At 36.0% G+C, this 17,875-nt stretch carries 9 protein-coding genes; 4 read left to right on the forward strand and 5 right to left on the reverse strand.

Annotated features, from left to right (window positions below):
• Position 1: 1 nt before the first annotated feature.
• Positions 2 to 2,725, forward strand: coding sequence for a TonB-dependent receptor (locus tag ACFI34_RS14825; RefSeq protein WP_462674053.1), 2,724 nt, complete (start codon positions 2 to 4; stop codon positions 2,723 to 2,725).
• A 190-nt stretch (positions 2,726 to 2,915) separates the two neighbouring features.
• Here ACFI34_RS14825 and ACFI34_RS14830 read toward each other — a convergent pair whose 3' ends face one another.
• The 5 genes from ACFI34_RS14830 to ACFI34_RS14850 all read right to left on the reverse strand — a co-directional run bounded on the left by ACFI34_RS14830 (position 2,916) and on the right by ACFI34_RS14850 (position 11,652).
• Positions 2,916 to 4,058, reverse strand: a complete 1,143-nt coding sequence (locus ACFI34_RS14830; RefSeq protein ID WP_462674054.1) for a replication protein A — start codon at positions 4,056 to 4,058, stop codon at positions 2,916 to 2,918.
• Positions 4,059 to 7,301: 3,243 nt separating this feature from the next.
• Entirely contained in the window at positions 7,302 to 7,448 is a 147-nt protein-coding gene (locus tag ACFI34_RS14835) for a hypothetical protein (protein ID WP_462674055.1), read from the reverse strand.
• A gap of 581 nt (positions 7,449 to 8,029) precedes the next feature.
• On the reverse strand, positions 8,030 to 9,025 hold the full coding sequence (locus ACFI34_RS14840; RefSeq protein WP_410899948.1) for a hypothetical protein: 996 nt from the start codon (positions 9,023 to 9,025) through the stop codon (positions 8,030 to 8,032).
• Positions 9,026 to 9,031: 6 nt separating this feature from the next.
• The gene (locus ACFI34_RS14845; RefSeq protein ID WP_377110322.1) at positions 9,032 to 10,228 is read right to left on the reverse strand and encodes an AAA family ATPase; all 1,197 of its coding nucleotides are present in this window, start codon (positions 10,226 to 10,228) and stop codon (positions 9,032 to 9,034) included.
• Between the two features lie 359 nt (positions 10,229 to 10,587).
• Positions 10,588 to 11,652 carry a replication initiation protein gene (locus tag ACFI34_RS14850; RefSeq protein ID WP_273606471.1) on the reverse strand — a complete coding sequence of 355 codons (1,065 nt, stop codon included), beginning with the start codon at positions 11,650 to 11,652 and terminating at the stop codon, positions 10,588 to 10,590.
• A 719-nt stretch (positions 11,653 to 12,371) separates the two neighbouring features.
• Between ACFI34_RS14850 and ACFI34_RS14855 the strand changes: the two genes are divergently transcribed.
• The 3 genes from ACFI34_RS14855 to rhaI all read left to right on the forward strand — a co-directional run bounded on the left by ACFI34_RS14855 (position 12,372) and on the right by rhaI (position 17,837).
• Complete coding sequence (locus ACFI34_RS14855) at positions 12,372 to 13,601, forward strand: serine hydrolase domain-containing protein (protein ID WP_462674056.1); 1,230 nt, start codon at positions 12,372 to 12,374, stop codon at positions 13,599 to 13,601.
• Positions 13,602 to 14,271: 670 nt separating this feature from the next.
• Entirely contained in the window at positions 14,272 to 16,464 is a 2,193-nt protein-coding gene (locus tag ACFI34_RS14860; protein ID WP_462674057.1) for a bifunctional rhamnulose-1-phosphate aldolase/short-chain dehydrogenase, read from the forward strand.
• Positions 16,465 to 16,544: 80 nt separating this feature from the next.
• Positions 16,545 to 17,837 (forward strand): L-rhamnose catabolism isomerase, encoded by a 1,293-nt coding sequence (rhaI, locus tag ACFI34_RS14865; protein WP_462674058.1) that lies wholly within the window; start codon positions 16,545 to 16,547, stop codon positions 17,835 to 17,837.
• The last annotated feature ends 38 nt before the right edge of the window (positions 17,838 to 17,875 follow it).

The following is a 17,875-nucleotide window of genomic DNA, read 5'->3' on the forward strand; positions in this document are numbered from 1 at the left end:
TATGTTGAACAAACCATCTCGTACGCTTTTAGCAACGGCTATAATGAGTTCGTTAGGCGCGTCTAATTATGTGTATGCAGAACAATCTGCACAAACAGAAGTAGAAGAAATCGTTGTACAGGGTTATCGCAACAGTTTGTTAAAAGCAAAAGATTTAAAACGAAATGCTGTGGGCGCACAAGATTCTATTGTGGCTGAAGATATTGCAGATTTTCCCGATCTAAATCTAGCAGACTCATTACAACGTGTTCCCGGCATTGCTATTACACGTGAAGGTGGTGAAGGCCGACAAATTTCGTTACGAGGCTTGGGTCCTAACTTTACACAAGTACAACTGAACGGTATGGAAGCGTTAGGTACATCGTCTTCAGCAATGGATAGCCGAGGTTCAGTAAGTCGCTCTCGCGCTTTTGATTTTAATATATTTGCGTCTGAGTTATTTCAACGCGTTGATGTGAAAAAATCATTTTCTGCCGAAATGGATGAAGGCGGTATAGGCGGCACTGTTGGGCTTCATACAGCTAAACCATTTGATTTTGATGGCTTTAATACTGCTCTATCAGGTCAACTTGGTGATAACTCACAAACCGATGATGTTAGCCCACGAGTTGCAGCACTTATCTCAAATACATGGGATGATAAATTTGGTGCATTATTTTCAATTGCATACAGCAAACGTGATGTAAATGAGCAAGGTTACAATACTTATCGCTGGCGCAAAAAAAATGCATCAGGTTCCGATATATCTGAACTATCAGATGAATTACAAGATAAAATTAACAACGGAGAAGTGAGCTTTTCACGTGGTAGCCGCTATTCATTATTTGAAAATGAACAGGAACGTTTAGGGACGACCCTTGCTCTGCAATATCGCCCAAATAATAACCTTGAATTTAGTTTTGATGCTTTATATGGTGAACTGAATAATGATCGCAGTGAATTCCACTTGCAAAACCGAGGCTCAAGCTCAACAGCTCTTGGCTGTACAGGGCCTGCTTATAACAACGAACAGGTATGCTCAAAGCTCACAGCACTTGAAATAAATGAAAATAACGACGCTATTTACTCAGTATACGAAGATGCCGCAATACACTCAGAAAGCCGCAGCCAATATGCAGACACTAAAATAAGCCAATTTGTATTAAAAAGTGACTGGCAAATTACAAACGATTTAAATATGACCGCTCTCGTGGGGCGCTCAGAAACCAAATTTAATACCGGGAGTGTTAAAGTTTATCTAGAAACATTTGGCGATGAAACAATTGATTACCGCCAAGATGCTTATTATGGGGAGAACACATACGGGTTTGAGCCTACAGACAGTAGTTTATTTCGTTATCACGAAATTGATTTATCAGAAGAGGAAATAACTAATACATTCGACTCTGTAAAATTAGATTTTAATTACACACTAAACAATGCTTCAAATATAAAGTTTGGTGTATCTAATAAAAAGTTTGAAAGTGAAAACGGTGAAAGTAAATCTAATAATATTAATCGCAGTGATTGGGAAGATGGCGTACTGGATGACACGGTAGATTCAAGCCTTACATTTACCAATACCGCGCACAATAAACAACAATGGGTAAGTGTTGATGTACTAGGCACTCTAGCGAGTATGAATATCGACCCTAATTTAGATAACCCTGATTTTACCGATAACGTACAAGAAAAAACCTTTGGCGCTTATTTGCAGTACGAAGCTGAATGGGAACTAGGCTCAGGTTACTTAATGGGTAATGCGGGCGTGCGTCATTACGATACGACTACCAATGCCATAGGGTTAATAAATGGAGAAGTTGTTGACGTTGAAAATACCTATTCAGGGTTACTACCCGCTATAAATTTAGTGTGGGATAGTAATAACAGTTTAGTGCTACGTGCAAGTTATGGCGAAAACCTCACCCGCCCTTCACTCGCTGCATTAGTACCAACAGGTGTAGTACAAAATGATGCCACATCAACCAATGGCCTAAGTATCAGTTCAGGAAACCCAAACCTTAAACCATACGAGTCAGTTAATTTCGACTTTTCAGTTGAATATTACTTTGAAAATATAGGGTATGCAGCCGTAAGTTACTTTCATAAATCTATCGATAATTTCATTATTACCGAAACATATGATATTCCATACAGCCAGACTGGCTACCCTGTTAGTTTACTAGGCGACGTAGACGAAAACGGCAACCCACAAACAGCAAATACTGTTTTTACCGTTATTCAGCCACAAAACTTAGATGAAAGTGATATTAGTGGCTGGGAACTGGCTTTTCAACGAGATCTCGACTTTTTACCTGCTCCTTTTAATAACCTAGGTATTATTGCGAATTATACATTTGCTGATGGTGAAGCGCTGTACCGTAATGTGGGTAACTCAGGTGTTGATCAATATAAATCGTTCCCAGGGCTTTCAGAACACTCTGGTAACTTTACAGTATATTACGATTCTGACTCATGGGGCGCACGTGTTGCAGCCGCTTATAGAAGTGACTATATTGCAGCGGTACAAGCGGGTAACGGCGATGAAGACGAAAACGGTTTTCATGCCAGCACATACATAGATGCATCCGCTTTTTATCAAGTAAATGAAAAGCTAAAGCTCACTATAGAAGCCAGTAATTTAACTAATGAACGAGAAGAGCAATATTCAGACTCTAATAATCGTTTATACAACACAACGGTTAATGGCCGTACTGTCTATTTAGGTGCGAGTTACCGCTTTTAAGATATTTCTAATCGGATAAATCTATTATAGAGCCATACTGCAGTGTGGCTCTATGTAACTCACTACCATATGTAATACACTTCTTAATGCCGCTAAATTAGTACTTACTGAAAGATTTACAGTTATTAACGGGTATAAAATAACCGCCACAGTTTACTGTGAGTGAGTATCACGATAAAAAAGCTTACTTTTAAGACTCAGTAAAATTTGCTTGGAGCTCTTGCTCATCTAGTATCTTGGCTTTTTCCGTTATTTTTTTATTGTGCTTATTCAAGGATAAGATTTCAGCACAGAATGAATCTGAGGGGCAAAGCTCGTATTTATAGTCAACAATATTACCTTCATCATCCTTTATATTATCGATTTCATAGCTATCTAAAATATCGGCCTCAATCAGGTCCTTCATCGTATTAGCCATATCTCGACGAATAGCTGTAAGTCGTGATTTATTTATATCTTCATTGTCGATGGAGCCAAACTTTATCATGGTTTTTTTTAGTAAAAAGTGATGCGTTTTGCCAACACTTGCATAGCGAAACATATGATAAAGCCTCAAGGTTAGCCATCTGGATAAAGTTCTTTTAAACGATTGAGCACGATTAAAATAAAATCCTCTATAACCAATAGACTCTATCTGCTGCGACATAAACTCATTTAAAACAGCAAGACATTTAACCGTTGATTTCCCTTGCTGACCACTAAAATGAATAGAGCTTAAATAGTTCATTTTAGACTCACTATAATGCTGCTCTCCCGCTTGATTGGTCACTTGGTATTTAAAGTTGAGTTCACTGCCCTTGAGTATTTGAAGTGCTTGCTTTATTTCTGCAAAAGATAAGGTTTGATTAACAGACTTGAGCTCGTTAGCTATTTCTTTAATAGAAAAGTATACCGCATATCTATCGCCCATTTTTCCGGAGATTTTTGCTATTTTACCTTGGCTAGCTAAACGAATAAGTGCCCTTTCCACTTTTTCTTCTCTATCAGAGGGCCAAGCAAAATAATCTTCGTCTTTTCCCACAATCAGCGCAGGGGCTATTTCCAGTTTGCCTTCATACGTAACCCCTTCTAACTTATCAGAAATACTTCGTGATACAACAACGCGATTAGGCGCTTCACTAATTTTTACCAGTTTACGCTGATTACGTATAAAACGAGACCACAAGTCATACGCATTAAAAGTGTTTGAAATAGAGTTTTCAAAGCCCGACAACGTACTTTGATTATCAATGAAAAGTGACAATTGCTCGACTTGATTTGCATTTTGAATTGTCTTAATTTCGTTTTTAATAGTATCAGGAAGATTACTCAACGAAATGTACTTTGTGGCCATTAAGCAAAACCCTGCTTATTATTATATTTATCCCCTAGGTTCTCATAACCCATAGATTACGGCAACTATGAAACATAGAGGAAAATTGATCTGAGTGTAATAAAAATCTAAATACAATTTAACAAAATGAGTTTATAAGTTATCAATATATGTTTTTATATTTGTAAGCTACTTTTTAATTCCTAGTTTCAGAGGTTTACTTTTTAAATTCAGCAAGCATCTATAGCACTAACATAGAGGAAAACTGATCTATACTGCATAATAGAAACTTGAAGCTTCTTCTGTTACTGGTTTTTACACAATAAACAATGATGTGTTTAATTTAAGACATCTACTTCATATGTAATTAAAGAACATAGAGGAAATCTGAACCTCTTTACTCAAGCACATCCCTATACCAAGCGTTCAGAATTAACTTGCTTAACCTTCCCTCTTTCGCAATCAGTTTTATACATAGAGGAATATTGATCTGTAACTCTTTTAAAAAATAATATTAGGAAACTTAAGCTAATAAAATAATATCCATAATGCGCTACAACTACTTCTATGGGAGTATCAAACATAGAGGAAAATCGATCTGGATTAATTATCATCGAACACCTAACATAGAGGAAAAGTGATCTAAGCTGATTTTGTAACCCTCAAATTTACACCTATCTTAACCGTTTAAATATAAATCGATGATTTTTGCTAACTAGACCTAAATTTAAGCATAGAGGAAAATTGATCTGTGATAATTTGGCTGATAACAAATTACATAGAGGTAAAGTGATCTGAGGCTAATTTATTTAAGCAAAATAACTTCACTCCATAATGCTGTATTGACTATCTACGGTAATGAAATAGCTATAAATAGTTGATGAAAGCCTACCTTCGTAATAAATTTATATGATTATGGAAAAACTCAATAAAAACATTGATAACGGGTAAATTAAAAAATTCTTGTGGGTAAGCGTTATTTTACCTAGTTAAATAATGATCTCAGCATAATGGAGATCAGATCTACATCATGTTTTTAGGTCAAAAGAAGTTGGCTTATGGGGATAACATCGAATACAAACATAATGGAAATCTGATCTAAAACACATATTTGGGGGTAAGTGTGTTTATAACTTGTGAGTAACTATATAGTTTTAAAGAATACATAGAGGAAACCGGATCTAAAACATAGTGTAAACATGATCCATACATAGAGGTTTGTTGATCTGAAAATATAAACAAACTTTTTTATATTCAATAAGTTATCGATATAACTTGCCCTTTAACCTTATACCTATTACTTAACCATATTAACCTTAATATTATCCTTAAGAGCAAGCAAGTTATAATCAAACACTATTTTCAAACAACTCTATTAATAATGAGAAAATTAACAAGTGTATATAATGACAAACTTTACCTAGAGAAAGCGCTCTGCAAATACCTTATCTGTAGGTATACTCGTAAAATGAAAAATATCTCGATAACGCCCTAACCCACTAACTTTATTAGCTCACACTAATAAAGATTTTTAATATAATGTAATTTACTATCTGAGTCAGATAAATTGCTTAATTTATTTTTCTAAAAAACGTATTCATATTAATCTTCTATAATACATATATCATATGTAAAACCATCTGGTTGCACATTGCTAAAAGCGAAGTATCTCTCTTATAATAAAATACTACTACAAGCCCCCCTGAACGCTTAGAACGCATTAAAGGCAATGATGCAAGGTCTAGTAGTATAATACCTAAGGGAAGCTCCTAGACCCAAATAGAGGCGCTTAAGTGTTGATGAATAGTCAGTTAAATAAACAAACTCTTTCAGTTATCTAAGGACTATTTATTATTTAGGCAGCTTTGTAAGTTCAACGATGAAGTATTAGAAGCACTCAAATAAATAGTTTCCACATTGTGGAAACTAACTCCATCAAATTTTATGTCTTATACATATATTAATAAATTTGTTTATTTGACTCAGACTTCCTATAGTTTACAGAACTTCGAATAGTTCATCTTGTTGATTTTTATTAAAGTTGTTTAATGTGCAAAGGTAAACAAGTACTAATTTACAATTATGTACTGTTCAACATGGATATCTAATTATCAGAACAATCTAAATGTGCTAAATAATCCGAAGAAAAATGAAAACTTCTGATATTAGAAGCTTAGTTAAATCATATTAAAGAAGTAATAGATATTTTAAATATGATCACATCACTTTGCCGGAAAGTTGAGTAAAGTACGGCTTCATTTATAGTTACCAGAAAAAAAATATCCAGAACCATGATGCCTCCGTTATTATAAATAACAAAAGTATCATGGTTTAGTGTGAATATACGGGCATGTCGATTCAACCAATAAGAACTAAATTAAACAGTAGTCAGATCTCATCAGGTGAAAGTACTTATCAATAACGTGTTGCTGACTAACTATGAATGGGCAAAGTTTTAATAAATGAATACTTTTATAGTACATACACTATTTGGGCATCCTTTAATTTCATTGCAACAGCAATTTCTAATTTACCTGTTTATAAAACGTATTTAGAGAAGTTTCTAATGTTTCTGGTGTATGCTGAACTAGGTTAAAACAAGGCTCTCCATTTTAAAGCTTCATATTTGTATCTACCCAATATAAACCTACGTTTGCTGTAAATTGGTATAAAAATCCTCCGTCCTGTTTAAAAATATTGATACTTATTTAAGATTCTTCGAAAGAAAAACTCCCCAGCAGAATGTGTATACTCTAAGTGTCGTTAGCGAGTTATAGAGCACTTACTGTGATCAATATAAAAGGGGTGGTCATCAAATGATTTCGTTTATTATCCATAGCCCATAAACAGATATCCTAAACCACTTTTAAGTATACTTATTAGGTGTGAATAGCGTTCTTTTGGATTGTGTAAAATTAAAGATCCCAGCTTTCGCATCTTCTCGTATCGAGTATATCTTAAGCTTAACTATTCACTTTTTAAGCTTTGTAAAAACTTTCAGCAACCGCATTATTATGGCAATTTCCCACTCGGCTAACCGGTAGCACAAATTTATACCTCTTCATTAATGCAAGCTAAATAGTGTTACCACATTAACTACCACGATCACGCACCAATACCTCAGCTTTAGGTTAATGTTGATATACAGTCATTAAGAGTACATTTATAAAAATAGTTATCCATATTATATTCAGTGACTAACTTACAATCCGCCGAGAGAATAAATTCATGACGGTTACCACATATAAAAACTTTCGTAAGTGCTTAGGTAATGTCGATCAGCCATGATTGGTTTGGCGCAGGCGGGTTAAATTGACGCACTAATAATTTATCTTCAATCCGTAATGCTTCAACGCCTTTAATCTGGCGAAACTTATACCCAATTTGCGCTTTAAGCTTATGTTGTCGCATGATTTTAGCAACACTATTTTACGGTGCATTACTCACTGGCTTCACGCATGTCTACATGTATCCAAGGGCTACTATACGGGTGGCCACTGGCTACATAAAATTTCAACAAGCGTTCTATCGCTTAAAGGCATTTTTAACCACGCATAAAAACTATTACGATGGCTCAAAAATATGGCACGTCGTTGTGATAGAAAACTAATCATGGTGATACACAGTTTTTCATTGGATGATAGAAAGAGTTTAGGTTATCTGATAATTGGCTTCGCCAACAATATAGAGTTTTAGTGCAAATACTAAATCATTCAGCGATCTCTACAACTTGATACCCATACTCGGTAATTTTTTACAGCTTAAATCTATAGGTATCTAGCGTATTGTGGGAAGTCTAATCAGGTTTGAAAACTAGTGTAAATTAAATATATCTCTACAACTATAAACTAAGAGTAATTAAAATTATGAGTAGGAAGGTTGTGATAGGTATGCGTTTAAAAAATTATTGATAATAAGTAGTTTGTTTGTAATTAAAATGCCTTTTCCACAATGTGGAAAAGGCATTTTAAATAAAGGTTATATTGGTAAAACTAAGATTTAAAGCTGGTTAAAAGCATTTCTAAAATATCGGGACTCACTTTGGACTCATCTATAGAAATATTTACACCATTTTTTGTCGTCGTAAATTTTACACCACTTACGTTGCTTTTTATAAGCTCTTTAAATTTACCGTTATAAACAGTTTCACCTTCAGTTTTATCATTTTTAATTTTATTTAAAATATCGCGTTGTAACTTTTTAGATTCCTTTTCTAAAAATTCGTCTATCTCTAATAATTCTTCTTTGGACTCTTTACCCGTGAGGGATGATGTTTCGATTGCTTTAAAATGCGAAGCTAAATGATCTAAATAACCGTCCTTATTGTATTTTACTAATTCTCGTAGAAATGGAGTAGATATAAACTTTAGGGCAGGGAACAGTTTTATAATGTCGTTAGGTATATTTGAAAAGCTTAACGCGTAGTACACGTTGCTTTTTTTCATGCCCAAAATTTCGCAAAGTTTTGTCCCTGTTAGCTCCATACCATTTCTTTTTTCCAGTTTATCCTTTAACTCACTAATGGACCGAGCTTTATCCATATAGCTAGGCTCTGAGTATTCATCCATTACTAAGGCGAAATGAGCGCGTTCTTCTTCCGTTAAATTTTTGGCAACAATTAGGGTTAATTTTGTATCTGGTAAAAGAGAAACAGTGTAAGCACGACGCAGACCGCCTAGGATTTCATACTTTCCATCAACAATTTCAGCTCTAACGGCTTCGGTATTACCACCTGTAGATTTTATCGAATGATAAATATCGAGCACAGATGCTAAAGACAAATCTTTAAAAGATCGCTTATTATAAATCGACTTTGTACATTTATTTAAAACATCCTGGCTTTCAATTTCGACGCGTTCCCATTCGATGTCTCGCTCCGAAATAGGTGAACGTTCAACTATATTATTTCCACTATTTTTTGTAATAAGCTCATCTAGATTAGTAGTTGTAACCTTACGCCCGATCACGGCTCTTTTTCTTGTGTTCATAGTGGTCTAGCCTTTGTTTTTTCTATTAAACGTAATTGTGTCAAATACTGAACGTGTAAATTCTTCTGCCTTTAAACGCGCTTTTTTCAACGCATCTCTATCACCTGGATAAAATTTTGGATTAGTTGAAAAAACAGTACCAAAACTCTCACCACAACGTTCAAATGCTGTTGATAACGGCAAAGACGTATCTAGCATATCTGCACCGCAAACCTCACGAAGCAGGCTTTGAGCATCAGCGTGATCAGATTTCCTCGCAATCTTAGCCATATATCCGAATATTGAACTAAGCTTAATTTCGCTGCCTGCCGTTTCGGTCATATCGAAAAGCTCAGGGAGTCTTTGCATAAATTTCAATGTCGAGTGAAAATCAACCTGAGCAGGGGGGACTGGTATTAAAAATGTATCGGCTGCAACAAATGAGTTTAATAAAAATGCATCCAAGTGAGGCCCTGAATCAATAAAAATAAAATCATAATCGTGCTTTAGTTTGTTAATTATATTCTCTTGCAGAACATCATATATATTTTGCCCAGGTAAATGCTCATTTGCTAACTTTTCGAATTGAGAGGCTATAAATGCGTCCTCAATAGAGGCAGGTATAATATCTACGCCAGATACGTTAGTTGGTTTAACAAATTCTTCCAATAACTCTTCACGGCTTACATTTTGTAGCATTGCTTGGGCAACAGTTTCATCTACAACGCCAATAGAAAGGTCGTGTTTCATAAACATTGTTGCACTGGCCTGTGGATCTAGGTCGAGCACTAATATTCTTAAATCATGGTGAAGTAGGGCAGGGGTGCACCTCAAGCCGTGAGCGAGAGTCACGCTGGAGACCGTTTTTGCAACGCCTCCTTTAAGGTTTGTAAGAAAAATTGTATGGGCTTCTTTAAATTTATCACGGTATTTAGGAACACCTCTGTGTTCATAAATCGCAGTAATATCTTTATGGCCCATACTATAAACATTATTTAAACCGGCCTGCTTTTTTTGGAACTGATATCCTTTTTGCTCCATCTCAGCTACAGCCTTATCAACTTTTGCCTTAGCTAGCTCTGGTAAATTTGCGACTGCAGACTTTGAGTATGTAGGTTCATACTTTTCAGCATTAAATTCTATCTGAGAATTAGTAATTTTCTCTGACAATGCCTCCAGGGTTAGTTTCGCCCTAGTGGCTATTTTTAGTATTCTGTCATCCATCAGCTTACCTTGAAATATGCAGCATTTTATAAAGTTGACATATAATGCTGCATATTAATTAGTTTGTAAACATCAAATGGAATATTTAGTTTCTTTTCTAATTGCTATGTATTTCAACGTTATGCACTTATACACAGACACTATAAATTATATTATTTCTATTAAAGAATATAGAGACTATTAATATATAGACTCCTTATCTAATTGAAAAATAATGGTTTTTAAGTTATTTTAGATCAGTTTAATGGTGTTTAAGATCACTTTAATGGTATTGATGATCATATTGATGGTATTAGTGATCACAAAAATGGTGTTATTGATCACATTACTGGTGTTGTGATTACACGTTTATGGTGTGCTTAGTAGTCGATATCCTTTGTTAACTCTATTAAAGAATTAACTTCATCCCTTAGCTGCTTCTCTTTTTCATTTACTGTATTTTTATTTAGAGCCATGCTTCTATTTAGAGCTTTTTCAACTTTATCCGCCTCATCATCTTGCCCAAGGTAACGATAAGCAAACATTAGCTGCGTTAGTTCTGCAGGAGATAGCTTTTCCTTTTGAATTAATTGCTTAGAAATTAGTTCTTTCACTGTATTTAGCGCATCATGAGTATTTAATTCTTCAGTAGTACCTTTATTTAGCCATCTAATAAGAAATTTTATTTCAGAAATTTTCTTACCTTGTGTTTTTAATTCATAACCAATATCGTTATTTTCGCTTTCTAGAAATAAAAATTCTTTACGAGCAATAGGGTGTCCACGTAAGATTTCTATGCTATCTCTAACGCACCGTTTCATGAATACGCCGTTGTTTTTAAAGGAACTTTTATTTTTTTTCAGCCGCCCACTTTCATCGAGTAAACCAAAGAGCCCTTTCAGCTCATCAATTGCAATGTAATGCATTTCATAACCGTCTTTTTTAAATCGGCTTAAAATTTCGTACAATCTTTTTGCGTATTCTTGTTTTATATCTAAATATGTTCTTGTTGTTATTAATGCAAACCCTTGTTTATATTCAATATATTCACTTTCAAGCATGTCGTTAGGCACCATTGTTAACACGCCTCGTTTATACTTAATATTTTTAAATAGAGGTTTGTAATCAAATTCAAAGTCGCCAGAGGTCCCCTCTACTTTTATACCTATTTTGTAGCTTGCCAGTCGTTCAGCAGCAGGAGATAAAATACTGCCAACATGCTTAGAGCTGATATTCAGCCATTCTGATAGCTGGCTTGCTGTATATGTATACTGTGGTGTGCTTTTTTCCCAATCGGAATCTTTCATCTGAGCCATCATCAGTGCAAATAAATCCGCTTCTCTTTGCGACAAGTCCTTGCGGCTGAATACAAGTTTATGCCCTTGTTTTATATGTTTAGGTAAATTTGAACGAGAAATTGGGTTTGGGTTTAGTTTTTTTTCCACTTGCACACCAGAAAGCTGTAATCAATAAACTTAAAATACACAATACTGGTCAACAACACCAGTTTTGTGTATTCGAATCGATTGTTTTACATAAAACTGGTATTTTTTACCAGCTTTATGTAATCAATAAAATTAATTGTTTATTAAAGTGCTTATATTTAAATGGCTTGTCATTTTTTTGTTTTTATAAATAACATAATAATGGTGTTTTTATACCACTATTATGTTATCTAAGATTATTGAACACCATTTGTTAGTAGCTAATATTAGTCATTTCATGAAAAACACCATAATTATGTTATCTCAATATGGTTGTTAAGCCTTTGAACTAAGTCTTGTATGAATATAGAGTACAAAATAATGGTGTTTTTAGTTTTAGTACCATAATTATGTAAAGTTCATAGCTTTAAATTACATATTTATGGTGTATTAATCGGAGGATTCATCAATGAATACATATTTCTGGTGTATTTAGCCAGAATTATGTATTGATAACCCTGTTTCCACAATGTGGAACGCATTTCCATATCTACTATTTATATGGGAGGCGGCTTAGAGCGTATTACGGACCTTCGCCACCGCGGCTTCAGACAATACGCGGATACTCGCTTGGACTAAATTTACTTTTTCGTTTATTGGGTTGGCGACCAAATAGTTTACAAATATTGGTAATCGCGTATTATTTTGATGAGACAAAAAGAGAGTAACAGGGAATGTTTATGAAAAAATTAGTAATGTCGTTAACGATATTCTTTTTTGCTTTTGTCTGCGCATTTGCAATACTGCTCTCCATACAATATTCACCAACGTATGTTTTTCGCTTAGTAACAATGAATGTTGCAGATATTAACGATTATCAATTCTTTCCTAAGCGTTCGATTGAAGAGAGTAATTCACCGTCAAAATTTCAATCGAAATCCCGAGAGCAATATATTGAGTCGCTATTTGACAGACGACTAGAAGTATCTGGTTTTGATTCTTTCGACGACTGGGCTTTGAAGTCTCAAACTACGTCTCTTATCGTTATTCGTAACGACGAAATTCTCTACGAGAAATATTTTAATGGTTTTTCAAGGAAATCCTTTTTTCACTCTCAATCAATGGCTAAGTCATTTATATCGTTTTTAATAGGGGTAGCGATTGATGACGGCGTTATCGAAAGTGTTGATGACTCAATTGTAAAATACATACCGACTTTAGCTGAACGAGACATTAGGTTTAATAGCATCACTATTCGTCATTTATTGGAGATGAGATCTGGATTGAAATATACGACTCATCATATACCTTTTACCAATATTCATTCACCTTGGCACGACGAGGCTATTGGGTATTATCACAATAATATGCGAGATAGGCTGCTCAATGATATCGAAGTTGAAAATGATCCCGGAGAGCGTTTCGAATACAACAATTACAATACAAGTTTTCTGGGAATGATTATTGAAAATGCTACGGGTAAAACCGTATCCAATTACCTTGAAGAAAAATTATGGCAACAAATTATGGAATACGATGCATTTTTCTCACTAGACAGCAGGGAGTCTGGTTTTGAATACGTGCCCAGCCGATTGATAGCTAGAGCTATTGATTACGCGAGGTTTGGTATGTTGTATCTTAATAACGGCGAGTGGCAGGGAAAGCAGTTAGTATCAGCGTCGTGGGTAAAGCAAAGCCTTTCTGAAATTTATAACTCTTCGCCGGACATTTATCCAGACTGGTTCAATAAAAATAATTGTGAAAGAACATATTACAGTTTTCATTGGTGGGGTCATGCTAATTGCGATGGCACAAAGCAGTTTTTTGCAACAGGTAATCTTGGTCAAAATATCTACATCATACCAGACATGCAAATAGTAATAGTTCATACGGGAAATTCGTTAAAATATTACGGTGATCAGGATATGTGGCACATTGCTAAACTGTTAAGAAAAGATCTAAATAATTGAAAAAAAGATGACTGGAATGTCTAAGCGTTCCTTTTCAGCGGCAGCTTTATATACTTGCTGCCGTTTAAATACAAATGATTGAACGGCAGCTTATGGCACAGAGCAGACCGCCGATAATTATTGGGTGCAGAAATCCACGGCAATAAATGGCCATTAATACAAGTTCTTTATGTAATGAAAAATAAAGATGCGATGTAGATACTCTGGAAAGCGTCGGCTTAAATAAACTCTACCTCGAAGTAAACCTGATTAGGTTTCGTATAATAGATAGCCAAATTATCACTTCAAAGCACTTACTTTAATAGACGCTTTTAAGTAACTTCCCGCTGTTAAAGAAATTTACCTAATAAAAACATAATTATTTTTAGAGTGTAATTAAGTTAATAAATCTCAATTTAAGTGCCATATTTCACTATAAATCAAACACTTCTCAACGTGCCGTGTTTTCTCGACTTAAGTGGCACTGATCTCTTACAAAAATAAATGATGTTTTATCCCTCCATAAAAACAAAGTTTTATTCAAAAAACCAAGGTGGGTTCTGACTCTTATTGATAATTATGTGATTGAAAATGATTTAAAATGCTTGACTGTGTTTGTTGTGGCTGTAGTATTACGCGCAATGTATTTAAAAGTTATTAAAAAATAATTAACAGCTGGAGTAAACAGAAGATGCCACGCAAACTAGACGAATATAAACATGTAAATTATAGCTGGGATGACTCTGTTGCAGATGAATTGTCACCGATTGAAAACTTGGTTTATCGTTCAAACATTTTGGGCGCAGATCAGCGTATTACAAATACGGGTGGCGGTAACACTTCTGCAAAACTAATTGAAACTGATCCTCTAACAGGTGAGCAGGTAGAAGTGCTTTGGGTTAAAGGGTCGGGTGGTGATTTAAGAACATCTAAAAAAGAAAACTTCTCTTCGTTGTATCAAGGTAAGCTTCAAGCGCTGGACGATACATACCAAGCACGCGACGATAAAGGTTACAAGTCTGCGGGCGAAGATGCCATGATTGGTATGTATAAGCATTGTAATTTCTGTTTAAACCCACGTGCTTCTTCAATTGATACACCCTTACACTCAATGATTAACGAAAAACACGTTGATCACCTACACCCTAATGCGGTTATTGCCGTTGCATCTTGTAAAGATCAAAAGGAACTAACTGAGGTTATTTGGGGTGGGAAAATGGCTTACGTACCTTGGATGCGTCCTGGTTGGGAAGCCGCTAAAGTGTGTGAAGAAGCGTACGCCGAAAAACCAGATAGTGTGGGTATCCTATTAGGCCAACATGGCCATACCAACTGGGATAGTGAGAGTAAGAGTTGTTACGAAACATCTTTATGGGTTATTGAAACTGCTGCTCGTTATATAGAAGAGCATGACAAAGGTGAACAAACTTTTGGAGGGGCTAAAGTAGAAAGTCTTTCGCATGAGGCTCGTACTGAGCTACTAGCTAAATTTTTACCTGTTGCCCGTGGCTTGCTTTCTAATAAAGTTAAATTTATTGCAACGGTTCAAACAGACGAAACAGCGCTCCGTTTTGTTAATAGCGTAGATGCACCTCGTTTGGCAAAATTAGGTACTTCGTGCCCAGATCACTTTTTACGCACAAAAATTCAACCCTTATATGTTGATTTTAACCCGCAAACAGATGATTTTGATACATTAGTAGAGAAGTTAAATGCAGGTATTGAGCAATATCGCGTTGATTATACTGAGTACTACAACAACTGTAAGCGAGATGATTCGCCTGCAATGCGCGATCCTAGCCCGACAGTTATTTTAATACCGGGTGTAGGTATTATTGGCTGGGGTAAAAATAAATCTGAGTCGCGTGTTACTACAGAGTTTTATAATTGTGCAATTGAAGTTATGCGCGGCGCTGAAGCTATCAGTGAGTACACAGCACTTCCGCAACAGGAAGCGTTCGATATTGAGTATTGGGCACTGGAAGAGGCTAAATTACAACGCATGCCAAAAGAAGCACCGCTTGCGCGTGATATTGTAGTAGTAGTTGGCGCTGGTGACGGTATTGGTAAAGAGACAGCATTCAGAGTTGCTAAAGAGGGGGCTCATGTTGTTTGTGCTGACCTACGCGTTGAGGCCGCACAAAAAACAGCGGATGAATTAACAGCTATTTATGGCCAAGGTATTGGTGTTGCTGGTTCGGGTATCTCAAGTTGTGGCCCAGCTATTGCTCAAGGTGTTGATATAACGAAACGAGAAAGCGTTCAAGAGATGCTTAAAAACGTCACATTGGCTTATGGCGGTATCGATAAAGTAATAGTAACAGCTGGTGTGTTTTTAGCGCCTGGTCAGGCTGGTATGAATAACGATCAACAATTTGATGTAAGTTTTGCTGTTAACGTTAAGGGTGGTTACATAGTAGGCACTGAGGCGAATGAAATTTGGAAAGCTCAAGGTTTAAAAGGTGCATTGGTATTAACTACAAGTGTTAATGCGGCAGTGTCTAAAAAAGGCTCAATTGCATATGACACATCAAAAGCGGCAGCAAACCATTTAGTTCGTGAGTTAGCAGTTGAATTATCTCCACTCGTTAACGTGAATGGGTTAGCCCCTGCGACGGTAGTTAAGGGTAGTACTATGTTCCCACGCGACCGTGTAATAGCATCCTTAACTAAATATAGCGTTGAGTTCACTGAGCAAGATTCTGATGATGTTTTGCGTGACAAGCTGGCTAATTTTTATGCGCAAAGAACGCTCACTAAACAACCTATTACGCCAGAAGATCAAGCTGAAGCTGCTTATCTTTTAGTTTCTGGCCAATTAAGTAAAACAACGGGTCAAATTATTAGCGTTGATGGCGGTCTTCACGAAGCTTTCTTACGCTAGGGTTGCACTTTTTAGAGTGCTTTTTAAAAGCGTTCATTTATAGACTGATAAAATACACAAGATAAGTATTAGGAAAAATTATGACACAACGTATTGATAAAGCGTTAATAGCTGATGAAAACGCTCAGTTATTGAGTGATTTAAACGAAGATTACCAAGCATTAGGTAACAAGCTTGCTCGCAATGATATAAACATTGAAGAGATAACAGAGAAAGCACAAGCTTTCCAAATTGCAGTGCCATCATGGGGTACTGGTACCGGTGGTACTCGATTTGCGCGTTTTCCTGGTGAAGGCGAACCTCGTAATATCTGGGAAAAATTAGAAGACAGCGCGGTTATTAATGATTTATCTCAGTGTACAGAGCGTGTCTCGCCTCATTTTCCTTGGGATAAAGTGGATGATTTTACAGAGTTAAAGCAATTTTCAGACGAGTTAGGCTTAAGCTGGGATTCAATCAACTCAAATACGTTCCAAGACCAGCCTGGTCAAGAGCATAGCTTTAAATACGGTTCTTTAAGTAATACAAGTGCTGAATCACGCGACCTTGCAATTGCACACAACCTTGATTGTATTGAATGGGGTAAAGCGCTGGGTTCTAAAACATTAACAGTTTGGGTTGGCGATGGCTCTAACCATCCAGGTCAACAACATTTCCAAAGTGCTTTTGAGCGTTATTTAGAAAGTATGAAAACAATTTATGCGGGTCTTCCGAGTGATTGGGAACTACATATTGAGCACAAAATGTTCGAACCTGCATTTTACTCAACCATAATTCAAGACTGGGGCAGTAATATCCTTGCGGCTATGGAGCTTGGTCCTCAAGCTAAGTCACTAGTTGATTTAGGGCACCATGCACCAAACGTGAATATTGAAATGATTGTATCTCGCCTAATTCAATTTAAAAAACTGGGCGGTTTCCATTTCAATGATAGTAAATATGGTGATGATGACCTTGATAGTGGTAGCTTACACCCTTATCAGCAGTTCTTAATTTTTAATGAGCTAGTTGATGCGCAATACCGTAATCAAGAAGGTTTTAACCCTAACTACATGTTAGATCAATCACATAACGTAACCGATCCGATTGAAAGTCTAATGAACTCTGCAGCAAGTGTTCAGCGCTCTTTTGTATCAGCTTTGTTAGTTGATCGTGAAAAGTTATCGCAATACCAGCAAGATAATGATGCATTGATGGCTAGCAATACACTAAAAAATGCATTTAATACAGATGTTAGCCCTATCTTAGCGATGGCTCGTTTACGTAAGGGTGGCGCAATTGACCCAATTGCTACATATCGTAAAGCTAACTATCGTTCAGCAGTCGCTGTTAAGCGTCCATCAAGCGGCGGAAACGGTTCAGGTATCGTTTAAAGCGGTACTTTAATCGGAAAAAATAAACATGCAGAGGT

It is taken from the genome of Pseudoalteromonas sp. PSi26 (genome assembly GCF_054960575.1).